Annotated in this window: 20 protein-coding genes; 11 read left to right on the top strand and 9 right to left on the bottom strand. The window is 60.9% G+C overall.

All coding sequences use genetic code 11. The features are described from left to right. Nucleotides 1-6 precede the first annotated feature (6 nt). Nucleotides 7-1,296, bottom strand: coding sequence for a serine hydroxymethyltransferase (gene glyA / locus IP85_RS15450; protein WP_054150568.1), 1,290 nt, complete (start codon nt 1,294-1,296; stop codon nt 7-9). Nucleotides 1,297-1,478: 182 nt separating this feature from the next. After that, the gene (locus IP85_RS15445) at nt 1,479-2,807 is read right to left on the bottom strand and encodes a L,D-transpeptidase family protein (RefSeq protein WP_054150567.1); all 1,329 of its coding nucleotides are present in this window, start codon (nt 2,805-2,807) and stop codon (nt 1,479-1,481) included. A gap of 326 nt (nt 2,808-3,133) precedes the next feature. On the opposite strand from IP85_RS15445, the gene IP85_RS15440 reads away from it, so the two are divergent. Further along, nucleotides 3,134-3,520 carry a hypothetical protein gene (locus tag IP85_RS15440; protein WP_054150566.1) on the top strand — a complete coding sequence of 129 codons (387 nt, stop codon included), beginning with the start codon at nt 3,134-3,136 and terminating at the stop codon, nt 3,518-3,520. A 74-nt stretch (nt 3,521-3,594) separates the two neighbouring features. On the opposite strand, the gene IP85_RS15435 is transcribed toward IP85_RS15440, so the two are convergent. Together IP85_RS15435 and IP85_RS15430 are read right to left on the bottom strand one after the other, a co-directional pair. Continuing rightward, the gene (locus tag IP85_RS15435; protein ID WP_054150565.1) at nt 3,595-4,104 is read right to left on the bottom strand and encodes a MarR family winged helix-turn-helix transcriptional regulator; all 510 of its coding nucleotides are present in this window, start codon (nt 4,102-4,104) and stop codon (nt 3,595-3,597) included. A 132-nt stretch (nt 4,105-4,236) separates the two neighbouring features. Continuing rightward, nucleotides 4,237-4,674 (bottom strand): DUF6163 family protein, encoded by a 438-nt coding sequence (locus tag IP85_RS15430; RefSeq protein ID WP_054150564.1) that lies wholly within the window; start codon nt 4,672-4,674, stop codon nt 4,237-4,239. Between the two features lie 183 nt (nt 4,675-4,857). On the opposite strand from IP85_RS15430, the gene hemB reads away from it, so the two are divergent. The 3 genes from hemB (at nt 4,858) to IP85_RS15415 (ending at nt 7,282) form a co-directional block, all read left to right on the top strand. Next, nucleotides 4,858-5,874: a porphobilinogen synthase gene (hemB, locus tag IP85_RS15425; protein ID WP_054150563.1), complete on the top strand. Its 1,017-nt coding sequence runs from the start codon at nt 4,858-4,860 to the stop codon at nt 5,872-5,874. A gap of 68 nt (nt 5,875-5,942) precedes the next feature. Continuing rightward, nucleotides 5,943-6,401 (top strand): RDD family protein, encoded by a 459-nt coding sequence (locus IP85_RS15420; protein ID WP_006727502.1) that lies wholly within the window; start codon nt 5,943-5,945, stop codon nt 6,399-6,401. A 119-nt stretch (nt 6,402-6,520) separates the two neighbouring features. Next, nucleotides 6,521-7,282 carry an arginyltransferase gene (locus IP85_RS15415; RefSeq protein ID WP_054150562.1) on the top strand — a complete coding sequence of 254 codons (762 nt, stop codon included), beginning with the start codon at nt 6,521-6,523 and terminating at the stop codon, nt 7,280-7,282. A gap of 86 nt (nt 7,283-7,368) precedes the next feature. Here IP85_RS15415 and IP85_RS15410 read toward each other — a convergent pair whose 3' ends face one another. After that, a complete protein-coding gene (locus IP85_RS15410) occupies nt 7,369-8,412 on the bottom strand; it encodes a class I SAM-dependent methyltransferase (protein ID WP_054150561.1) in 1,044 nt (347 codons plus the stop codon). 140 nt (nt 8,413-8,552) lie between these two features. Between IP85_RS15410 and IP85_RS15405 the strand changes: the two genes are divergently transcribed. Continuing rightward, nucleotides 8,553-10,640 carry a GGDEF domain-containing phosphodiesterase gene (locus IP85_RS15405; RefSeq protein WP_245280880.1) on the top strand — a complete coding sequence of 696 codons (2,088 nt, stop codon included), beginning with the start codon at nt 8,553-8,555 and terminating at the stop codon, nt 10,638-10,640. A 103-nt stretch (nt 10,641-10,743) separates the two neighbouring features. Further along, nucleotides 10,744-11,886 carry a CPBP family glutamic-type intramembrane protease gene (locus tag IP85_RS15400; RefSeq protein WP_054150560.1) on the top strand — a complete coding sequence of 381 codons (1,143 nt, stop codon included), beginning with the start codon at nt 10,744-10,746 and terminating at the stop codon, nt 11,884-11,886. A 53-nt stretch (nt 11,887-11,939) separates the two neighbouring features. Here the strand turns inward: IP85_RS15400 and parC are convergent, their stop codons facing one another. Next, complete coding sequence (gene parC / locus IP85_RS15395; protein ID WP_054150559.1) at nt 11,940-14,216, bottom strand: DNA topoisomerase IV subunit A; 2,277 nt, start codon at nt 14,214-14,216, stop codon at nt 11,940-11,942. Between the two features lie 206 nt (nt 14,217-14,422). Here parC and IP85_RS15390 point away from each other — a divergent pair, with 206 nt between their 5' ends. Then, nucleotides 14,423-15,619: a hypothetical protein gene (locus tag IP85_RS15390; RefSeq protein ID WP_054150558.1), complete on the top strand. Its 1,197-nt coding sequence runs from the start codon at nt 14,423-14,425 to the stop codon at nt 15,617-15,619. A 122-nt stretch (nt 15,620-15,741) separates the two neighbouring features. On the opposite strand, the gene aspS is transcribed toward IP85_RS15390, so the two are convergent. The 3 genes from aspS to IP85_RS15375 all read right to left on the bottom strand — a co-directional run bounded on the left by aspS (nt 15,742) and on the right by IP85_RS15375 (nt 19,267). Next, nucleotides 15,742-17,532 (bottom strand): aspartate--tRNA ligase, encoded by a 1,791-nt coding sequence (aspS, locus tag IP85_RS15385; RefSeq protein ID WP_054150714.1) that lies wholly within the window; start codon nt 17,530-17,532, stop codon nt 15,742-15,744. A 204-nt stretch (nt 17,533-17,736) separates the two neighbouring features. Beyond that, a complete protein-coding gene (locus IP85_RS15380) occupies nt 17,737-18,543 on the bottom strand; it encodes a CMP deaminase (RefSeq protein WP_082347742.1) in 807 nt (268 codons plus the stop codon). A gap of 115 nt (nt 18,544-18,658) precedes the next feature. Continuing rightward, on the bottom strand, nt 18,659-19,267 hold the full coding sequence (locus IP85_RS15375; protein WP_054150557.1) for a TetR/AcrR family transcriptional regulator: 609 nt from the start codon (nt 19,265-19,267) through the stop codon (nt 18,659-18,661). 99 nt (nt 19,268-19,366) lie between these two features. On the opposite strand from IP85_RS15375, the gene IP85_RS15370 reads away from it, so the two are divergent. From IP85_RS15370 to IP85_RS15355, 4 genes are all read left to right on the top strand, one after another. After that, on the top strand, nt 19,367-19,798 hold the full coding sequence (locus IP85_RS15370) for an ABA4-like family protein (protein WP_054150556.1): 432 nt from the start codon (nt 19,367-19,369) through the stop codon (nt 19,796-19,798). Nucleotides 19,799-19,801: 3 nt separating this feature from the next. Next, nucleotides 19,802-20,647, top strand: a complete 846-nt coding sequence (locus IP85_RS15365) for a hypothetical protein (protein ID WP_054150555.1) — start codon at nt 19,802-19,804, stop codon at nt 20,645-20,647. A gap of 135 nt (nt 20,648-20,782) precedes the next feature. Next, entirely contained in the window at nt 20,783-22,021 is a 1,239-nt protein-coding gene (locus tag IP85_RS15360; RefSeq protein ID WP_054150554.1) for an MFS transporter, read from the top strand. A 99-nt stretch (nt 22,022-22,120) separates the two neighbouring features. Further along, a complete protein-coding gene (locus IP85_RS15355; protein WP_054150553.1) occupies nt 22,121-23,530 on the top strand; it encodes a multicopper oxidase family protein in 1,410 nt (469 codons plus the stop codon). Nucleotide 23,531 lies beyond the last annotated feature (1 nt).

Genomic DNA, 23,531 nt, shown 5'->3' with positions numbered 1-23,531 from the left:
TATGCCTTACATGTAGGGGTACATCGGGAAACGGTCGGTGAGAGCCACGACCTTCTCGCGAACGGCACCTTCGACGGCGGCATTGCCTTCATCCGAGTTGGCGACCTTGAGACCGTCAAGCACTTCGACGATCAGGTTGCCGATTTCGGTGAACTCGGCTTCCTTGAAACCGCGCGTGGTGCCGGCCGGCGTGCCGAGACGGATACCCGAGGTGACGAAGGGCTTTTCCGGGTCGAAGGGAATGCCGTTCTTGTTGCAGGTGATGTAGGCGCGGCCGAGGCCGGCTTCCGCACGCTTGCCGGTGGCGTTCTTCTTGCGAAGGTCGACCAGCATCAGATGGTTGTCGGTACCGCCGGAGACGATATCGAGATTGTGCTTGATCAGCGTGTCGGCCAGAACCTTGGCGTTCTTGACGACCTGGGCCGCGTAATCCTTGAATTCCGGCTTCAGCGCTTCGCCGAAGGCGACCGCCTTGGCGGCGATGACATGCATCAGCGGGCCGCCCTGGAGACCCGGGAAGACGGCCGAGTTGAACTTCTTCGCCAGATCCTCGTCGTTGGTCAGGATCATGCCGCCGCGTGGGCCGCGCAGCGACTTGTGGGTCGTCGAGGTCGCAACGTGGCAATGCGGGAACGGCGACGGATGCTGGTCACCAGCGACGAGGCCGGCGATGTGGGCCATGTCGACCATGAGGTAGGCACCGACAGAGTCTGCGATCTCGCGGAAACGCTTCCAGTCCCAGGTGCGGGAATAGGCGGTGCCGCCGGCGATGATCAGCTTCGGCTTGTGCTGCTCGGCCTTGCGGGCCACATCTTCCATGTCGAGCTGGTGGTCGTCTTCACGCACGCCGTACGAGACGACGTTGAACCACTTGCCGGACATGTTGACCGGAGAACCGTGGGTCAGGTGACCGCCCGAGTTCAGGTCGAGGCCCATGAAGGTGTCGCCGGGCTGCAGCAGCGCCAGGAAGACGGCCTGGTTCATCTGGCTACCGGAATTCGGCTGGACGTTGGCGAAGTTGACGCCGAACAGCTTCTTGGCGCGCTCGATCGCGAGTTCTTCCGCGATATCGACGAACTGGCAGCCACCGTAGTAGCGCTTGCCCGGATATCCCTCGGCGTATTTGTTGGTCATGATCGAGCCCTGGGCTTCGAGCACGGCGCGCGAGACGATGTTCTCAGAAGCGATCAGCTCGATCTCGTGGCGTTGACGACCGAGTTCCTTCTCGATCGCACCGAAAATTTCCGGGTCGGCATCGGCGAGAGAACGAGAAAAGAAGGCATCGTTGTTCGACATGATCGCTGGCTCCTCAAAAGCGTTTGATGCTGTGGGGTCTTAAACTTCCGCAGTCACGAGAGCAATACGGAGAGCGACATTTGCAGATCAATTGACGCGCGGAGGCGAATGGCCGCAGCCCCCGAAAAAGAAAAGCCGCACACGAGGCGCGGCTTGGGTTAGGTCAAGTGCGGCAGAGGCGCTTATTGCAGCGGCACGAAGTCCTCTTCGACAGAACCTGCGAACTGCTCGACGCCGATATTGGCCTGGAGCGCCAGCTGCGCATCGCCGTCCTTCTGATAGATGTCGTCACGGAACTGGACGATGTTGTCGCGGGTCGACCAGGCGCTGATGTAGACGATGTAAACCGGCACTTCTTCGGCCAGCTTGATCGGATTGTTCTGGCGGGTCGTGATGACGCGCTCGATCTCCTGACGTGACCAGCCGGGCGTGTCGCGCAGCAGCCAGGTGACGAGGTCGCGCACGTTCTGCACGCGGATGCAGCCTGAAGATTCGAAGCGCATCAGCTTGTTGAACAGGCCCTGCTGGGGCGTGTCGTGCATGTATTCGTTGTGCGGATTGTGGAAGTTGATCTTGGTGGAGGCCATGGCGTTGATCTTGCCCGGATCCTGACGGAACATCAGGTTGGGCGCCTTCTCCGCATTCCAGTCGACCGTTTCCGGCGCGACTTCATTGCCATTGCCATCGAGCAGACGGATGGCATTGCGCGTCAGATAGGTCGGATCCTTGCGCATCAGCGGGACAATGTCCTTCTCGATGATCGAGCGCGGCGCGGTCCAGTAGGGGTTGAGGATGACCTCGTAGATCTTCGAATTGATCATGTGGGTCGGGCGGTCGATACGGCCGACGACAGCGGTGTTACGCAGCGCGACGCGATCGTCTTCGACGGCTTCGACGGAGGCACCGGGAACGTTGACCGTGACGTAGCGACGACCGAGATCGCCGGACATCGACTGCAGACGCACCAGATTGGTGTTGAGCTGGTTCAGACGGACATCGGCGCTGACATTCAGTGCCTTGACGGTGAATTCGCCGAGAACACCGTCTTCCGGCAGGCCGTGACGGGCCTGGAAGCGCTTCACCGCACCTTCGACATAGGAATCGTAGGAATTGGACATGCCGGCCTCTTGCGGGAGGTCGCCTGCAATCATCAGACGCTGGCGCAGGCTCTGGACGGCTGGGTCCATGGCGCCGATCCGCAGCGCCGAAGGTGCGTTGACCATGGGCCAGCCACCGTTCGAGACGATCATCTGATACCGGCCGATCGCCTGCTGCATGTTGACGAGGTTGCCGGCGCTCAGCATCGGCGTGTTCGATGTGACGGCGGCAGCGGTGCGCGACGCCTGGGCGTCGAACTGGTCGTCCCAGTTGCCGCGACGCGGTGCGTTGATCAAGTCATTGACTGCATCCTGCGCCATGGCCTGTCCGGTGAATGCCGCAGCACCGGCAGCGGCAGCACCACGCAACAGCGAGCGGCGCGAGAGAGCAACAATTCCAGACGTCTTGGACATATTTCCTACCGTTTCATCCTGAACCTGTCCCAAACGCATACCGCGCCATGGTTAACAAAGCGCCGCCAGAGAGGCAGGGACATGCATTTCGGGGTTGATCGGAGGCTGTTGACGCACCTCCGTTCCTAGCTTCGCCGGTCCCACATCAATATGGCCAATTCGTGTCACCAAGGGTTGCGTCACGGGAGTGTGTAGATCGAATTCGGGGCTGTCGGCAGCAGGCGGCCCCGTCCAAAGATCGTCGTCGAGACCTCGTTCAGGCCGCTTGCTCGCGCGCGGATTTGCTGATTCACTCGGATGTGCGCGGTGATTTGCGGGAGGCTTTTATGGAAGAGGTCGATGACAGTGTGGAGGTGATCAGCTTTGAGGATGGGTGGCGCATCGTCGAGCTACTGACCAAATTCGACTACCAACGCGAAGGCGGTTTGATGGGCAATTGCGTCGGCATGTATTACGACGGGCCTCACACCATCTATTCCCTCCGCAACTCGCTCAACGAACCGAGAGCCAACATTTTGCTTGTGGGCCGAGAGGTCACAGAGGTCGCGGGGCGATACAATACGGTTCCCAAACCCAAGTACATAAAACGGGTGAAACGGTTCCTTGCCGAACACGGCTACACGGTGGCGCCTACAGCGTTTCTCATTACGGAACTGCGGTCGAGAAACGGGGGACGGATCCAAAACGAGACAAGGCGCTACGGTGCAGGCTGAACCCGCGACCTAGCGCCTTCTCAATGCCACCGCATGACTGGAGGAAATGCGTGGGTGTCTCAGCCTCTCGTGGATTAGAGGCGGTACATGATGCTATCGTTCCAGAAGCGGTCGAGGCGCTGCAGAAGCTTGTTCATCTGGGTGAACTCGTCTGTTCCGATGCCGCCGACCTTCTGGATCGAGCCGATGTGGCGCTCGTAAAGCTTGGCCACAGTCTCGGCGATTTCCTGGCCGGCATCCGTCAGGCTGATGCGGACCGAGCGACGGTCGACGCGCGAGCGCTGGTGGTTGATGAAGCCGAGGTCGACGAGCTTCTTGACGTTGTAGGAAACGTTCGAGCCCAGATAATAACCGCGCGAGCGCAGTTCACCGGCGGTCAGTTCAGAATTGCCGATGTTGAACAGCAGGAGTGCCTGGACGGCGTTGATGTCGGAGCGACCCTTGCGGTCGAACTCGTCCTTGATGACGTCGAGAAGGCGGCGGTGAAGACGCTCGACGAGGTGGAGGGATTCGAGGTAGAGCGAACGGATCGCTTCTTCCTGCGGGTCGAGAGTGGCCGGCTGCGGCTTGAGCTTGGTGTTCATATCGGTCTGCCTCACTGTTTTGTTTGGCGGTGTTGGTTTTTTCTCCCGCCTTGGTGAGGACCGTATCCAATGCGCATAAAATTCTATTTAAAACGCAGGCTTAACAGAGGCTTACTAAAGCCCAGCCTGCGATCAGGGTAAATCAACCGTTATACGCTCCTGCTTGTGTCTCCCTTCGAGCCACAACGCCAGGCGGAAAACAACGAAGACGACAAAGACCACCGAATGCATGGTGACGGCGAGCGTGTTGCGGCCGAAGATCTCCGGCCAGACGGTGAACATAAGCATCTGCCCGCCCGCTGCCAGAAGCCACATCACCGGCCCCCACGAGCCAGCAACCCAGAGGCCGAGGGCAGCGACCGGAAACACGACCGCAAGCCCTGTGGCCGCCACCCGCCAGGGTGTCGACAAGAGATCGAATCGACCGAGACCGTTCTGGCTGTAGCCGACAAGGAGCGCCCAGTACTGCAGACCGAACCACAGGCAGGACAGCGCCACCACGCGCAGAAAGAGCACGAAGATGGTCTCGGTGAGACTGCGAATGGGTGTCTGCGACGAATCAGCTTCCATGGATGGAAGATAGGCTGGCGACAATGCCTCCGCCAGCACGGCTAGCCGCCCTCCCCTGCTGATGTCAGCCCCTCTGCCAGGCCCCTGCTCAACAAACACAGATCACGCATCTTCAGGCTACTGTTTTGCAAGCTCCGGTCGGCGTGCTAATCAGCAGCCGGACAGAGACGAAGGATAGCGATCATGACGGACAAGACACATCAGGTAGACGACGTCACCGGCCACCGGCGCATGCGCCGCCTGCGCAAGGCCGACTGGCAGCGCCGCATGGTTCTGGAGAACCGCCTGACGGTCGATGACCTGATCTGGCCGATCTTCGTCGTGCCGGGCTCCGGCATCATGGAGCCGATCGCGGCAATGCCCGGCGTTTTCCGGATGAGCGCTGACAAGGCGGTCGAGGCTGCCAGGGAAGCGGCCGACCTCGGCATTCCGGCACTCGCGACTTTCCCGAATGTGGAAATGGAGCTGCGCGATCAGACCGGCTCGGAAGTGTTGAAGAGCAACAATCTCCTCAATCAGGTAACAGCTGCGATCAAGAAGGCGGTTCCCAATATCGGCGTAATCACCGATGTGGCGCTCGACCCGTTCACCAGCCATGGGCATGACGGCATCCTGCGCGATGGCGAGATCGTCAATGACGAGACGGTGGATCAGCTGCTGCGCGCTGCTGTTGCCCAGGCCGATGCCGGGTCCGACATTATTGCGCCCTCCGACATGATGGATGGCCGTATCGGAGCGATCCGCCGCGGGCTGGATGCCGCCGGTCACCAGAGCGTCGGCATCATGTCCTATGCCACCAAGTTCGCCTCCTGCTACTACGGCCCTTACCGCGAGGCGATCTCGACCAGCGGCCTTTTGAAGGGTGACAAAAAGACCTATTACATCGACCCGGCCAACGGCACCGAAGCCGTGCGCGATGCAGCACTCGATGTCGAGGAAGGCGCAGACATGCTGATGGTCAAGCCTGGCCTTCCGTACCTCGACATCTGCTGGCGCCTCAAGGAAAGCTTCGGGCTGCCGGTCTTTGCCTATCAGGTGTCCGGCGAATACAGCCAGATCAAGGCTGCCGCCGCCAATGGCTGGATCGACGGCGAGCGCGCCATGCTGGAAACGCTGCTCTGCTTCAAGCGGGCCGGCTGCGATGGGATCCTCACCTATTTCGCACCCGAAGTGGCACGTCTTCTGGCCAAACAGGGCTGAGGTTCACGGATTATTGTATTCGGCATCGGGCTCCCCATATCTGAGGCACAACCTCAAAGGAGCCTGATATGAGCCTCGACAGCAATTCGTCCTATGCCGCCCCCGAAGACTGGCGCGCCTATAGCGGCGTGCTTTCGCGGCGCGTCTTTGCCTTCCTCGTCGACTACCTGTTCATCGGCCTCCTCTGGATTCCGGCGGCCGTAGTGGTCTTCTTTCTCGGCATCCTGACGCTCGGCCTCGGCTGGCTTCTCTATCCGATCCTGTTCTTCGTCGTCGCCGGTCTCTATTTCGGCATGTCTCTGGCGGGTCCGTCCCAGTCCACGCCGGGCATGCGGATGATGGGTATTGCCATGGTCCGCCTCGATGGTCGCAAGATTGACTTCGTCACGGCGATCGCCCACCTCGCACTGTTCTGGATCCTCAACTCCGTGCTGACGCCGCTCGTGCTTCTCGCCGGCCTGTTCATCGAGCGTTCGCGCCTGGTGCATGACCTGCTGCTCGGCACGGCTGCGGTACGAACCTACTAAGCGTCACAATCTCCTATTGCGACAATGCACTCCGGCGTCTCGCCGGAGTGTTGACCTTTTTCATTCTTGCGCCATCCTACTTCTGACAGGTCACGCCAAAGGATTCTCTTCATCCGCATATGAACACGCAGACCAGCCCCTCCCCACAATTCTACCTGACGGCGCCTGCGCCGTGCCCGTATCTTTCGGGAGAGATGGAGCGGAAGGTGTTCACCCACCTGGTTGGGCAGCGTGCGACGGAGATGAACGATCTTTTGACACAAGGCGGTTTCCGTCGGTCTCAAAATATCGCCTATCGCCCGGCCTGCGAATCCTGCCGCGCCTGTGTGTCGGTCCGGGTGCTGGTCAATGAGTTCGAACAGAGCCGTGGCTTCAAACGCGTCGAGGCCGCCAATGCGGATCTGGTTTCCACCGTCTTTCCGGCCCAGCCTTCGACGGAGCAATTCTCTCTCTTCCGCCACTATCTCGACCATCGGCACCAGAACGGCGGCATGTCGGACATGTCGGCGCTCGACTATGCGATCATGGTCGAGGACAGCCATGTGCAGACGCGGGTCATCGAGTACCGGCTACGCTCACCGGGCGACGGCATCTCGGCCCAGCCGCGGGGAGAACTGATCGCGGTTGCGCTGTCCGACCTGATGAGCGACGGGCTGTCGATGGTCTATTCGTTCTACAATCCGGAAATGGAAAAGCGGTCCCTCGGCACGATGATGGTGCTCGACCACATTCGCAGGGCCAAGGCGCTCGGCCTGCCGCATGTCTATCTCGGCTACTGGGTGCAGGGCTCGAAGAAGATGGGCTACAAGACGCGCTTCCAGCCGCAGGAACACCTGATGAACCAGGGCTGGACACGTTTCCCCCTCGATTCCGAGGGCTGAATCCATAAAAAGACGTGGGACGGACGGTCCCATTTCGGGACAGGTCAGCCCTTCGCAGCTGGATCGCTGCGAAGGGCTGTCTCATATCAGGACAGTTTGCGGATAATGCCGTAGACGATGTTCTTGTTCTGGCCGAAGCGCAGCGAGCACTCGACGTCGAGGCCTTCTGTCGTCGCCCGCATGATGCGCCACATGTCTTCTTCCGAACGCAGCAACAAGGCCCAGTTCATGAATGTTTCCATGTAGCCGTCATCCGGCACTTCCTGCGAGAAGTTCGCAAACAAGAAGGTGCCATTCGGCTTCAGCATCTGCAGGCAGCGCTGCGAGAGCTTGATGGCCACTTCGTCGGCGAGGTAGTCGTAGAGACCGGCTGCATAGACGAAGTCGAAGGTTCCGAGCGTCTGTGCGCGGGTCAGCACGGTACGGACCGAGCCATTGACCGCTTCAACCGCAGTCCCGGCGAATTCGCTGGCGACGGCGCCAACGCTCATCGGATCCTGATCCAGCGCAATCCACCGCTTGATCGCCTTGTCCTTCAGGGCCTGCGACATGCTGCCTTCGCGCAGATGCCCGGCTGCGATCGTCAGGATTTCCGCCTCTCCACCGCGGGAAGACGCGACGTCGTCAACGAACTGAGCGAGCAGATCGCGACGTTCACGAACTGCGACGCATGCCGGCGACTGGCTGGTGAAGGCATGGACTTCCTTGCCCATCGGGCTTGCGGCGTCCAGCATCGACTGGACGGACGGATGGCCGTAGATGAAGTCGAGGAGACCCGCGTCGCCCGAATAACCGCGCGGCTTTTCGAAAGACCAGCGGGTGAACGGATCTTCGTGGAAATGCCGGGCAATGGCGTGGTTCTGGGCCACCGGGATGAGCTGTTCCCAGACCTTCGGAGAATACCGATTGCGGATTTCGTGAAGGCCGGTCAGCAAGCGCAGCATGATCTGGCCAACCGGGGTCTTTTGATCGAACTGCTGTTCTGCGACACGCAGGTGAAGTGCCATTTCGGCACGTGCCAGCGCAAGATCCTTATCAGTGGCGTCGACCGATGTCGAAAACACCGTCGCCGCAATAGAGTCCGGCGTGATGAGGCTCTGTCCGTCAAATGCAATCTTTAGATCACTCACACTTCGCTCCTTATTTAGTCAAAACTCACATTAATTCTTTGTAAACCATAATCGCGGACGGCAATAAGTGCACTCCGATTTTAATCAGACTTTAAAACATAGTTAACACGTGGGCGAGCTAGTGTAGACGAGCGCGTGACATGCGCGGTGACGATGGAGTCGTGATGGATCGGGTCATCAAGAACCCAGTGCGCGGAAATCGCGAAACAAACTCGCGCATGTATAGCGGGTCTACAGCTGACGCTGTGTGGACAGACGGTTCCAGCTACAGCCCGCCTGCCATCGACGTCAAAACGCTGACCACCCCTGCTCTCAATGCGCTGTATCAGACGCACCGAGGCATGACCCTGCTGCGCCAGACCCGCCAGGGTCTGTGGCTTGCTGCGCTCGTCTACCTTCTCTTCGGCGTGACGGATGCCTTCCTGTTGCCAGATGTGGCCTTCGAGACGGTCACGGCGCGACTGATCGCGGCGATCCTCGCCATCTCGGTCATGGAAGTCTGCGTGGCGCGGCGGGTCGGCCTCCATTGGGTCGATCTCAGTTGCGCCGCAACTGTCGTCGTCGGATATGTTGCCTGGCTTATTCCGGCGACCTACACCGCGTCCGAGGATGCATTCCGTTATTACATGCTGTTCGGCACAATCTTCATGATGAGTGCCAACCTGTTCTTCAACCTCGTCTTCCGCCTCTCGGTTCTGACGTCGGCGACCATCCTCGTCATCTTCCTCTACAGCATGCTGCATGCACCAGCGTTGACGCTGGAACAGACCGTGGTGGTCGTCCTATTCTACACATCCTGTTTTCTGTTCACGTCCTATGTGAACTGGAAGCTCAATGAGGAACGCTACAACGTGTTTCTCAATGCGGTGGAAGCCGCCCACCAGCACAGTGAGGCTGAGAAACGTGGGGAAGCTCTGGAGCGCCTCTCCAACACCGATTACCTCACCGGGATGGACAACCGCCGCGCTGTCGACAAGCGACTCCGCGACTACTGGAACGACTGGCAGAGCGAAGGCAAGGCCTTTGCGGCGATCCTGGTCGATGTCGACTTCTTCAAGAAATACAACGACTTCTATGGCCATCAGGCCGGTGACCGCTGCCTGATTCTGGTCGCGAGCGTGCTCAACGACACGCTGAAGCCGCTCAATGCATCGGTCGGCCGCTACGGCGGCGAAGAGTTCATCGTGCTGTCACGCGTCACGGGCCGCGATCAGGTCATGGCGCTTTGCGAGATCATCCGCAGCGCCGTGGAGGGACTGCATCTCGTCCACGACCAGCGACGTGATGGCCAGGCGGTGGTGACCGTCAGTGTCGGTGCCTCCTATACGCGTCCGCAGAGCGGCCCCAAGCTCGAACGCATCATCAACGAGGCGGACCGGGCTCTCTATTCGGCCAAGGCGAACGGTCGCAACTGCATCCGGCTGTTCAACCCGAACGATCCTCTGACCAGCGACGACAATGAGAACATCGCGGCGACGCTGAGGATGGCGGTCAAGAACGACCTGGTTCATCTCGTCTATCAGCCGATCCAGAACCTTCGCACCGGCCGCATCGAAGCGGTCGAGTCCCTGATGCGGATGAAGATGGTAGACGGCACGCCGCTGTCGCCGGCCCAGTTCATCCCGGTCGCCGAGCGCACCGGCGCCATCCTCGATCTCGGCCTCTGGGCGATCCGCCGGGCCTGCACCGAGGTGCTGGCGACCGGCATTGCGCCGATGGCGAGCGTCAATGTCTCGGCCATTCAGCTCAAGTCGCGCGGTTTTGCTCTGGCCGTCTCGACGATCCTCGAAGAGACCGGAGTCTCCGGTTCGCAGCTCGCCTTCGAGATCACCGAGGGCATAGACATGGAAGGGCAGTCGGATGTCATCCGCTGCATCACCGATCTGCAGGCGCTCGGGATCCGCATCTGGCTCGACGACTTCGGCACGGGCTTTGCTGGCCTCTCCTGGCTGCGCCTGTTCCCATTCGACACTGTCAAGATCGATCGCTCCTTCCTGCAGGATGCCCGCCGTCCGGCAGGGCGCGCCATGCTCGAGGACATCATCCGGCTCATCCGCAATCGCGGCCTGAAGATCCTGATCGAGGGCCTGGAGACGGCTGACCACGTCGAGCTGATGCACGAACTCGGGATCGAGCTCGGCCAGGGCTATTATCTCGGCCGTCCGGTGCCGATCGACGAAGTCAAGATCAAGTCCTTTCCGCGACTGGCGAGCGTGTCCGGCCTTTGAGGGCGAGTGCTGATTGACCCCAGAATTGGACGATCGACACCTCTGCGTTTCCTGAACGAAATCAGTAGTATCCGGCCAGATTCCAATCTGGACGGATACACGCATGAGCACGGTCGACGCAACGCAACGGACCGGACAGCCTGATTTTGCCGAGAAGCTGCTGAAAGACACATCCATCAGGGTGAGCGACAGCTATCTCGACGCCTTCCGCAGCCATGTCGATCCGGTGCAGCATGAAGCAGGCACACTCCTCTTCCGAAAAGGCGATGACAGCAGCTTCGCCATCCTGATCGCCGAGGGCGAGATCGAGGTCTATGACGAGGAGAGCGGCAATGTTCTCGCGATCGCCGGCGAAGGGTCGCTCATCGGCGAACTCGGGCTGATCAGCGGCGATCCGCGCAGCGCTTCGGCCAGAACGCTGACCCCGCTACGGGGCTGGACAATCGACCGTTCGCAGTATCGCGAGTTCCTCAGCGATCGACCCGAACTCGCCACCCTCTTCTTCCGCAAGATCTATGCCCAGCTGTCGGCGAGTTACGGCAAGCTCAGGCAACAGTTCGTGGCGCTCGAAGAGGCCGACCGGCGCTATCACGCGCTGGCCTTCCTCTTCGTCACCATGGTTCTGATGATCAACATCTACGCCCTGGTGAACAGCCTCATCCTGACCAATCTCAAGGAGACCCATCAGTCGCAGGTGATGTTCTGGACTTCGCGGGTGATGGAAGTCTGGGGCGCCTTCGTCATCTGGGGACTGACCGTGCGCTGCGGTCTGACGCGACACGACATGGGCATCCGGATGGAGAACCTCTGGAAGTCGATTGGCATGGGACTGGCCATCAGCGCCGTCGCTCTGGCCGCCATGGCCTATTTCCGCACCATTCTCTATCCGGAGCTTCAGGGAACGCCGATCCTCGACCCGAAGCTGGTGACGATCACCGTCTACACCTACATCATCGTCGCGCCGCTCCAGGAGTGGATCTGCCGCGGGGTGCTGCTGACGGCGATTGCCGATCTGATGCCGGGCAAAACCCGCCCGATGTCGGCGATCGTGATCACCTCGCTGATCTTCTCCACCCTGCATCTGCACTATTCCCAGCCGCTCGCCGTCGTAGCCCTCGTCTCCGGCATCGTCTGGGGCTGGTTGCACCTGAAGTATCGCAACCTCGCCGGCCCCATCGTCTCGCACTTCATCCTCGGCAATGCAGCGACGCTGATGGGGGTCTGGTCGATCTGGGAACGCGGCTGACACAGAAAAGCCGGCCGCGAGGCGACCGGCTGTCATTGTCTGAGGCCTTGGGATCAGCCGGAGAATTTGCCGCTGCGCGGGAAACCCTTCGGGACAAGGCGGCCGGCCGAGGCGCGATCGCCCTGCCATTCGACGAGTTCATCCTTCGTCTTGGTGAAGGTGCGTCCGGCACTGTCGGCCCAGGTCAGACCGTCTGCGATCGAGAAGAACTTCACGTCGGAAATGCCGCCATCCTTGTAGCGCTGCAGGCGCACGCCCTTGCCGCGGGTCATTTCCGGGATCTGGGCGAGCGGGAAGACCACGAGCTTGCGGTTCTCGCCAACGACCGCCAGATGATCGCCGCTGACGGGGACCACGAGCTTTGCCTCATCAGGCATGCCGACATTCATCACCTGCTTGCCCTTGCGGGTGTTGGCGACAACCTCGCCTTCCGGCACGATAAAGCCGTTGCCAGCCGTCGAGACAAAGATCAGCTTGCGGCTCGCATCATGAACAAAGGCGGTCAGCACGTCCTGATCGTTTTCCATGTCGACCATGATGCGCAGCGGCTCGCCATGGCCACGGCCACCGGGCAGCTTGTCACCGCCGAGCGTGTAGACCTTGCCGCCCGTGGTCACGAGCAGGATCTTGTCCGTCGTCTGGGCCGGGAAGGCCACCTTCAATCCGTCGCCTTCCTTGAAGGTCAGCGACGAGGTCTCGGAGATGTGGCCCTTCAGCGCGCGAATCCAGCCCTTTTCGGAGATGACGACGGTGATCGGTTCCTTTTCGATCATCGCCTGCTGGATCGCTTCGACATCCGCACTCGGAGCGTCGGAGAAGACGGTGCGGCGGCGGCCGAGTTCGGTCGCCTTGGCGTATTTCTTCTTCACCTCGCCGATTTCCCAGGCGACGGTCTGCCACTGCTTGTCATCGGAGGCGAGCAGGGATTCGATTTCGGCCTTCTCGGCCGACAGCGCCTCATGCTCCTTGCGGATCTCGAACTCTTCGAGCTTGCGAAGGTTGCGGAGCCGCATGTTGAGAATGGCTTCGGCCTGGTTGTCGGTCAGATCCCATTTGGCGATCAGGACAGGCTTCGGCTCATCTTCCTCGCGGATGATCCGGATCACCTCGTCGAGGTTGAGATAGGCGATCAGCAATCCGCCGAGGATTTCCAGGCGCCGGTCGATGGCGGCCAGGCGGAACTTCGAACGGCGGATGAGAACGTCCTTGCGGTGGGCGAGCCACTCGGTCAGCACCTCGTTGAGGGCCATGACCTTGGGCACCTTGCCCTGGGACAGCACGTTCATGTTGAGCGGAATACGGCTTTCGAGCTCGGTGAGCTTGAAGAGCGATTCCATCAGCAGCGTCGCGTCGACCGTGCGGCTCTTCGGAACGAGAACGAGGCGAACATCTTCCGCACTTTCGTCGCGCACGTCTTCCAGGAGCGGCAGGCGGCGGGCGATCAGCAGTTCGGCAATCTTTTCGATCAGGCGCGACTTCTGCACCTGGAACGGGATCTGGGTGACGATGATCTGGTAGCCGCCGCGGCCGAGGTCTTCGGTCTCCCATTTGGCACGGACGCGGAAACCACCGCGACCGGTGCGATAGGTTTCGAGCATCGAGGCGCGGCTCTCGACGATTACGGCTCCAGTCGGGAAGTCGGGGCCTTCGATGCCGCCGCGTTCCGGATGGGCGGGATCTGCCAGCAGCTCCTCGACGGGCGCGCCGGGGTTCTTGATCAGGTAGAGGGCAGCGTCGCAGAGCTCATGGGCGTTGTGCGGAGGAATGGACGTCGCCATGCCGACCGCGATGCCCGAGGCGCCGTTGGCCAGCAGGTTCGGGAAGGCACCCGGCAGAACCGTCGGCTCGTCGTCTTCCTCGTTATAGGTCGGGCGAAAATCGACTGCGTCCTGATCGATGCCCTCGAGCAGCAGGGCCGCGACGTCGGTCATGCGGGCTTCGGTGTAACGATAGGCGGCTGCACTGTCGCCGTCGATGTTGCCGAAGTTGCCCTGCCCATCCACGACCGGATAGCGCTGCGAGAAATCCTGCGCGAGGCGCACCAAGGCGTCATAGACCGACTGGTCGCCATGCGGGTGGAACTTACCGATGACGTCGCCGACGATACGGGCGCATTTCTTGAAGGCCGAGTTCGGGCGGATGCCCATCTCGCTCATCGCATGGATGATGCGGCGATGCACAGGTTTCAGGCCGTCGCGCACGTCCGGCAGCGCACGATGCATGATCGTCGACAAGGCATAGGCGAGATAGCGCTCTTCGAGCGCCGCCTTCAGGTCAACAGGAAGAATGTGATCGCCACCCTCATCGGGCGGAAGCTGATTTGTCCCCATGGGTTTCCCCTATCGGAGAAGACCCGCAACAGCAAGGAATCCGGGGATTCTGCCTGTGGATTAAGGCGATGTGACCGCCATCACGCCGCAATCTTGCTGCATCAGGCTATGGCGAAAACCGGTGGACGTTTTTTCAATCCCACTTATAAATATCGCCGACCAATTTTGTCCGCACCTCCCGCGGAACCAGCACGAAGGACCTTCTCATGACCCAGTACAGCTCCACCCGACTTCTGCTCGCGAGCGCTGCGCTCACAGTCTTCGCCGGTCCTGCCTTTGCGCTGGACGGGCAGGATTTATTGAAGAAGATCAATGCTGCCTTCGCGACGGGTGGCAGCAACATCACGGCTGAGAACGTCGAGGTCGATGGATCGAACGTTGTGTTCAAGGGCCTGAAGCTTGGTGTGGAAGGCGCGACGGCTGAAAAGCCCCTGATGCTTGAAGAACTGACGCTCGAAGGCGTGACCGAGGAAGAAGGCGGCGCCTACTACATCGAGCGCGTCGAATTCCCCGAGGTGAATGTCACCGAGGAAAAGTCGAGCTTCAAGGTTCAGGATCTCTATCTGGCCGGCGTCTATGTGCCAGGTGATGCCAATGCCGAGGGCATTGATTCGCTGATGTTCTACGAAGAAGCCCATAGCGGCCCGGTCGACGTCACTGTCGATGGCAAGTCGGTGTTCTCGATGGCGGAAGCGGTCGGCACGATGGGCCTGTCGGACGACGAGAGCACGATCACCTTCGAAGGCAACGTCACCGGCGTGAAGGCCGATCTCAGCACCGTCGAGGACCCGCAGACCAAGGCACAGATCGAAGCGCTCGGCCTCACCACGCTTGACGGCAGCATGAACATGTCCGGCAGCTGGGAAGTCGAAAGCGGCACGATCGACATCGAGGACTACTCGATCGATTTCGCCAACGTCGGCAAGCTCTCCCTAGCCTTCTCGATGTCCGGCTACACGCTCGATCTCGTCAAGCAGATGCAGGAACAGGCCCGCATGATGCAGGCACAGCCGCAGAACGAGCAGGCCCAGCAGGCAGCGGGTCTTGCCATGCTCGGCCTCGTGCAGCAGATGACGCTGGTCGACGCCCAGATCCGCTTCGAGGATGCCGGCATCACCAAGCGCGGCCTCGACTATGCCGGCAAGAGCAACGGTGCCGACGGCGCCCAGATGGCGCAGATGGTCAAGGGCATGGTCCCGATCCTGCTTGCCCAGGCCAAGCTCGGCGCGATCCAGAACGAAATCTCTGCCGCCGTGAACACCTATATCGACGATCCGAAGGCGCTGACCATCGCTGCAGCGCCTGCCAACCCGGTCGCCTTCCCGATGATCATGGGCGCCGCCATGGGCGCACCGGAAACCATTCCGGGCCTGATCGGCCTCAAGGTCACCGCCAACGACTGATCGTTATCGATTGATGGAGAAGCCCGGCCCGCGAAAGCAGCCGGGCTTTTTTTATACCTGAGATCAACGAAAAAGGCCGGGATCGCTCCCGGCCTTTGTCATATCCAGATCCCTTAGGCGGATCAGTCCTTCTTCGGCTGCGGTACGACGCGCAGGGCCAGATCGCGCAGCTGGGCTGGCGTTGCCGGCGACGGGGCGTTCATCAGAAGGTCCTGTGCCTGCTGGTTCATCGGGAAGATCGAGATCTCGCGCAGGTTCTTCGCACCGACGAGCAGCATGACCACGCGGTCGATGCCGAAGGCGCAGCCGCCATGCGGAGGCGCACCATACTGGAAGGCGCGGTACATGCCGCCGAAGCGTTCCTCGACATCCTGCTGGCTCAGACCGACCTTCTCGAAGGCCTTGACCATCAGTTCCGGCGACTGGTTACGGATCGAGCCCGAGGCGATTTCGAAGCCGTTGCAGACCGCGTCATACTGATAGGCCTTGAGCGACAGGGGATTCTGGCTTTCCAGCGCTTCCAGACCACCCTGCGGCATCGAGAAGGGATTGTGGGCGAAGTCGATCTTCTTTTCGTCCTCGTTGTATTCGTAGAACGGGAAGTCGACGATCCAGCACATTTCGAAACGGTCGCGGTCGACGAGGTTCAGTTCCTCGCCGGCGCGGGTGCGGGCTTCACCGGCAAACTTGTAGAACTTGGCCGGATCGCCGGCGACGAAGAAGGCCGCATCGCCCGGTTCGAGGCCGAGCTGCTGACGGATCGCTTCGGTACGCTCTTCGCCGATGTTCTTGGCGAGAGGGCCGGAGCCGGCAATCTTGCCGTCCTCTTCCTTCCAGAAAATGTAACCGAGGCCCGGCTGGCCGGTCGATTGCGCCCAGGCGTTCATGCGGTCGCAGAATGCTCTGGAGCCGCCGGTCTTGGCCGGGATTGCCCAGATCTCGACCTTCGGGTTCGAGGCGATCATGCCTGCAAAGACCTTGAAGCCGGAATCGCGGAAGTGATCGGTGACGCCTTCCATGACGATCGGGTTGCGCAGGTCTGGCTTATCGGAGCCATATTTGCGGATCGCGACGTCGTAAGGGATGCGCGGCCATTCCTTGGTGACCGGCTTACCTTCGGCGAACTGCTCGAAGACCGAGGTCATCATCGGCTCCATCGTCGCCCAGACATCTTCCTGCGTGACGAAGCTCATCTCGACGTCGAGCTGGTAGAATTCGCCCGGCAGACGGTCGGCGCGCGGGTCTTCATCGCGGAAGCAGGGCGCGATCTGGAAGTAGCGGTCGAAGCCGGCAACCATGAGAAGCTGCTTGTACTGCTGCGGCGCCTGGGGCAGCGCGAAGAACTTGCCTTCGTGGATGCGGCTCGGCACGAGGAAGTCGCGCGCGCCTTCCGGCGACGAGGCCGTCAGGATCGGGGTCGAATACTCGGCAAAGCCGGCAGCGGCCATGCCCGTGCGCATCGACGAAATGATCTGGGTGCGCTTGACGATGTTCTTGTGCAGCGTATCGCGGCGCAGATCGAGGAAGCGGTACTTCAGGCGCACGTCTTCCGGATAATCGGGCTCGCCGAAGACCGGCAGCGGCAATTCCTTGGCGGCCGAAAGCACTTCGATTTCCTGAGCGTAAAGCTCGATCTCGCCGGTCGGCATGTTCTTGTTCACGGTGTCGTCCGTGCGGGCCTTGACCAGGCCGTCGATGCGGATGACCCACTCGCCACGCACGGTTTCGGCCGCCTTGAAGGCCGGGCTATCCGGATCTGCCACGACCTGGGTGATGCCGTAATGGTCGCGCAGGTCGATGAAGAGCACGCCGCCATGGTCGCGAACACGATGGACCCAGCCCGAGAGGCGGACGGTCTGACCGACGTCGGATTTGCGAAGAGCGGCACAGGTGTGGCTGCGGTAACGATGCATGATCAGGTATCCCGAATGTGACGGTCGAAAGGGCACCTCAAGACAGGCGCGCGACCGATAGAAAATCGGGCGGAAAAGCGCATGGTGCGCCTGATTTGTCAAGGCTGCGTGGCCTGGCGGGATGGATTGTATCTCGGCCGCTGTGGCGGAAACCATATAGTCAATAGCTCCGTTCCAATCGATCAAGATGTCAGTGCCATCCCTTTATCGCCTGTTACGCACTTCCCATTGGACGAGGATATCATTTTCGAAGATTTCCAAGAGCTTGATAAGCACACAGAAAGTCGCTCCTTGTGGCTGCACAACCGCGATCATGCCTCTCCTCATTCTCGCAAAATGGCTTGGAAAGCGAAATACTTCTGGGTCCGTGATATCGCTGAAAGTTCTCGCGCCTGCGGCTTCTCGAACTGCTCCGTTCACGCTCGACAGATCGACACAACCGTGTTGAGCCTGCAAAGTTGCCCACCTAATCGGAATGGTCCTTGTATCTGATTGGCTGAACTGGACATTAATTTCAATTCCGCTACCCAAAACCGGAATGCGCCGCTTCCCCCCGCCGACAACCCGATGAACCTCACCATATTCAAAAGTTTCTTGCTCGACGGCCTCACGGAGCCGTCTATCGAAAAAGCTGACGCTAATGTTGTTTTCCAATAACTTTTTGAAGCCCTGTGAGTAAATTGATGCATTCGGGTCAAGGACTCCGATAACGACTGCTCTGACACCGGATGCGATTATTAGGTCTGTGCAAGAATGCGTCGTCTGATCTTCATAAACGCAAACGCAAGGCTCTAAAGTCGTGTAAACAGTCGCACCTAAACGATCCGATGGTGCGACTTTCTCAAGGGCAATTCTTTCGGCATGGAGCTTATCCATCTCCCCACGGCGCCCAGTTGAGAGAATCTTACCATCTTTCGAGACGACAGCGCCTACACGTGGATATTGAGAACACCTTAGATGCTCTTCGATTGCGATCTTCATTAAGTCTTTCGGTGAATAAGTCCGTGTCATGAAGATCCTACCGGTGTTTGGCTGCCTGCTCTGCGCCCGACACAAACAGTTGCGATAATGAATTGGCGAGGTGAACTTCAGCTGAAGATACGAGCCAAATCCACGCCCCACCCCCTTACCCCGGCAACAACACGCTCGCGAGATCTAGCGGCGCCGCAAAAGGCTCGCAGCCGGTGCCGCCGTCGCCTTCCGGTGGCAGCTTGCCGTCGATCATCAGATGCGCGTGGCCGTGGATTTGCGACCAGACGAGTTGCTCGACAGCCGCCCTGCCCTCCGGCGTATCCAGCTTCATCCGCTTCGCCACCGGCCACGAGATTTCCTCGAGAACGGCATGGGCGGCGTTGGCGGGCGGGCCGATGGCCGGGTCGTCCCAGTCGAGGCGGTTTGCGGTGAACATCAGGCGGAAGAGATGCGGGCGAGACCTGGCAAAGTTCAGATAGCCGCGGGAAGCCGCCCGTAGCTGCTCTGCCGGATCATCAGGGGCTGCCGCCATGGCCTCCCGCATCGAAGCGGCAAACAGCCTGAAGCCTTCGACGGCAAAGGCGGTCATCAGGTGACGCAGGGTCGGGAAATGATGTTCGGGGGCCGCATGGGACACGCCGACGCGGGCGGCGAGCTTGCGGAGCGTCAGGCCTTCCAGGCCCTGCTCTTCGAGCATGTCGAGCCCGGTGCCGATCAGCGCCTGGCGCAGGTCGCCATGGTGATAGGATTTCTGTCTTGCCATGCCCCTTCATAACCGCTCACGCCCACCTCGTCAAAATCAATCTTGACATTGCCAAGTTATCCCGCATTCTTATCTTGTCACCGTCAAGATGAGGCTCCCATGTCCCCCGACACCGTGTTTTCGATTGCCAGCAGCACTGCGATGGCCAGCTGGTTGCTGCTCATCCTCGCGCCGCGCTGGGACGTGCTGATCGCCTTCATCCGTTTCGGCCTGATCGGCGCGCTGTCGCTCACCTATGCGGTGCTCGTCTTCGTCTACTTCTTCCGCGTCGAGGGCGGCGGCTTTGGCTCGATCGCCGAGGTTCGGGCGCTGTTCACCAGCGACCCCGTGCTTGTCGCCGGCTGGGTGCATTACCTCGCCTTCGATCTCTTCATTGGCACCTGGATTGCCGTCGAGGCGGACAGGCGCGGCTACAATCGCCTGCTGCAGGCGCCAATGCTGGTGGCGACCTTCATGTTTGGCCCGCTGGGCCTCCTGCTCTTTTATCTCACCCGCGCGACGGAAACCGCGCTCAGCCCCCGAAAGGCCTGACCGATGACCATGCTCTTCAATGACAGCGTCATGCTCGCGTCGTCGCCGGACCTTGCTGCTGCCGAACAAAGAACCCGCCGTGTGCTGATCGTCGGCATCGGATTGTCGGTGGCGCTGGCCCTTCCGAGCCTTGTGGCGCTTAGCCTCGACGACCGGCTGATCAACGGCATCAGCGTCTGGAGCAAGCCGCTGAAGTTCCAGGCGTCGCTGGCCATGATGCTTCTCACGCTCATCCTGCTCCTGCCGCTGATCGAGGCGCGCACGCGGGCCGGGCTCGGCGTTTTCCTGGCGAGCCTGATGGCGGCGATCACGGCAAATGGCGAAGTCTTCTACATCACCCTGCAGGCCGCCCGGGGCCGCGCCTCGCATTTCAACGACTCGACGCCCTTCGAGGCGATGGCCTATAGCGTGATGGGCGCAGCCGCCGCTTTGCTGGTGCTGTCGAGCCTGGTGATTGGCGTCTATATCCTGCTGCGTGCAAGACCCGATGCGCCAACGGGCTTAAGGCTTGGCGGTGGCTGGGGTCTCGTGCTCGGCAGCATCACCACCCTGATCACCGCCTTTGCGCTCGGCGGCGGCCAGATCGACGGTCCCGGCCACTGGGTCGGCGGCATCAAGACGGATGTCGGCGGGTTGCCGCTGTTCGGCTGGTCGCGCACCGGCGGGGATCTGCGCGTGCCGCATTTCTTCGCCACCCATATCATGCAGGCCATGCCGATCCTCGGCCTTGGCCTCGACCGCTTCACTCCCCGGCTCGCGAGAGCCGGCATCGCACTTGGCGCCGTCATCTCCATCGCCGTGGTCATCGGTACTTTCGTGCAGGCCGTCCAGGGGCGACCATTCCTCTGACGGTTAAATCCGGGCGGATGGCGATGGGCCGCGATTTTGGCCTGTCGCCGTCTGTCGAACAGGTCTACGAATTCAGACCTGCCACGGCACCGACTCAATGATCACACGCCCTCGCCGCGGCCTGCAGGCCCTCACATGCACGACATCCGCCCCCTTATCCCGCTTCTCATCACCGCCGGCATCCTTATCGGCGGCAACGGATTGCAGGGCACGTTCATCGCGCTGCGCGGCATCGAGGAGGGCTTCAGCACCTCGGTCATTGGCATGGTGGGTGCCGGCTATTTCATCGGCTTCGTGATCGGCTGCGTCTACATCACCAAGATCATGCGGGCGATCGGGCATATCCGCGCTTTCTCCGCGCTCGCGGCCATCGCATCCGCCGCCTCGATCATGATGGTGCTGGTGATCGATCCGATCTCCTGGTTCCTGATGCGTCTCGTGCAGGGTGTCTGCTTTGCCGGCTTGTTTGCCGTCGTCGAAAGCTGGCTAAACGCCCGCGTCACCAATGCCACACGAGCGCGCACACTTTCCGTCTACCGCTTCGTCGATCTCGGTTCGGTGACGGCGGCGCAATATATGATCCCGCTCTTCGGGGTCAGCGGCATCGATCTCTTTGCCATCATCGCCATGGCGCTGTCGCTTTCGCTCGTGCCGATCTCGTTTGCTGACAAGTCGAGCCCCGCGCCGCCCAAGGATGTGAAGTTCGATATCAAGGTGCTCTGGTCGGTCTCGCCGCTTGCCACCGTCGGCTGTATCGTCATCGGGCTTACCAATTCGAGCTTCCGCTCGCTCGGGCCGATCTATGCCGACGGCATCGGCCTGTCGGTAACCGCGATCGCCACCTTCATGAGCATCGGCATCTTTGCCGGAATCGTGCTGCAATATCCGCTCGGGCATTATTCGGACAAACTCGACCGTCGCGTGATCATCCTCGTCTCGACGATCGGGGCACTGCTCGCCTCGATCTACCTCGCCTTCCTGGCGGGTGATGGAGAGCTTGCCAATTTCATCGGCATCTTCGCCTTCGGCGCCTTTGCGCTGCCGCTTTATTCGCTCTGCTCGGCGCATGCTAATGACCATGCGGCACCTGGCCAGCATGCGCTGGTCTCGGCCGGCACGCTGTTCTTCTGGTCGATCGGCGCTGTCGTCGGACCGCTGATTGCCTCTTTCCTGATGGAGGCCTTCGGGCCGCATGCGCTCTTCGCTTACGTCATCGTCGTGTTGACGTTTTTTGCGGCATATACGCTCGCCCGCATTCGCGTGCGCGACGCGGTGCCGACCGAAAAGCGGCGTATGCGCTTCCGCAGCCTGCTGCGCACCTCGACATTCTTCAGCAAGCTCGCGACGCCGCCGAACGAAAAGGACGGCGGCTAACCTGAGCATCGTCAGGCCTGCGACAGTATGGACGGTCAGGACTATTGCTGATCGCACGCCTCAACTTTAAAAACGGGGCGACCAGCGAGAGTTCCGACCGTGACCTTTGTTTCCCGCCGTACCCTTCTCAAATCCGCAGCCGTGCTTGGCGCATACGGCACAGGCCTTGCGGTGATGCCGCGTCTCAGCCAGGCGCTGGCTGCCAGCGACCCGATCGAGATCGAGGCATTCACAGGCGATGTCTTGCTCGATGGCAAGCAGGCGACGCGCGGGGTGATGCGTTACGCGCTAGGTGGACAGACGTCGGCCGATCCCTCCCCGCCCATTCTGCGCGCCAGACGCGGCGAAGCCTTCAAGGCGCAGCTGATCAACCGGCTGGACGAACCGACCACCATCCACTGGCACGGCATCCGGTTGCCGAACGACCAGGACGGTGTGCCCTTCGTCACCCAGCCCTACGTCTATACCGGCGACCGCTTCGACTATGCCTTCTCGCCGCCGGATGCAGGCACCTTCTGGTATCATCCGCATTGCAACACGCTGACCCAGATGGGCCGCGGCCTTGCGGGCGTGATGATCGTTGAAGACGACCGCGATCCCGTCTTCGATGGCGAGGTGGTGCTGAACCTGCGCGACTTCCGGCTTGGCGGCAACAGCCAGTTCATCGAACAGTTCAAACCGCGCGATGCGGCAAAGACGGGCACCTTCGGGACGCTCAGGACCGCCAACTGGCAGCCGGAGCCGACCTACGACGTTCCGGCGGGCGGTGTCGTTCGGGTCCGCATCCTTGCAGCCGATGTGACCCGGATCTACAATTTGCGCCTTGCCGGCGCTGACGCGCAGATCATCGCGATCGACGGACACCCGGTGCCTCAACGTCTGCCGCTCGACATGGCCGTAGTCTCGCCCGGCCAGCGGCTGGACCTCGCCGTCCGTATCGCCGACAGCGAAGGGTCGGAAATGGTGCTGGAGGACATCAGGCCCTCGACACCGAAGGTCGTTGCGCGGCTCCGTGCCGTTGGCTCATCGCTTAAACGCGATCTCGGGGATCTCGGGCCGCTTGTGCAAAACGCCGGCGTGGACGCCGATCTCTCCAACGCAACCCAGATCCCGCTGCTGCTGAGCGCCACTGCGGAAAGTGCGGCCCGCGATTCGATCTGCGGGACGCTCGGTTATTCCTTCTGGGCGATCAACAAGGTGCCCTATCCCGGCGACACACCCGATCCGACTGCGCCGATCGCCGAGCTGAAGCTTGGCCGCAGCTATCTGCTCAATGTCGAGAACGTCACCCCACATGCGCATCCGATCCATCTGCATGGCATGAACTTCAAGGCCATTTCTTCGAACAAGCGGCAGGTGCAGCCGCTCGTCTCGGACACCTATCTTGTGCTGCCGGATGAAAAGATCCAGCTTGCACTGGTGGCCGACAATCCGGGCGACTGGGTGTTCCACTGCCACATCATCGAACACCAGAAGACCGGCATGACCGGCTATTTCCGGGTAACATGAG

The sequence above is a fragment of the Rhizobium sp. AAP116 genome, assembly GCF_001295785.1.
Classification (GTDB): domain Bacteria; phylum Pseudomonadota; class Alphaproteobacteria; order Rhizobiales; family Rhizobiaceae; genus Allorhizobium.
Note: the sequence above shows the minus strand (reverse complement) of the source record. Positions and strands in the feature narration are given on the sequence as shown.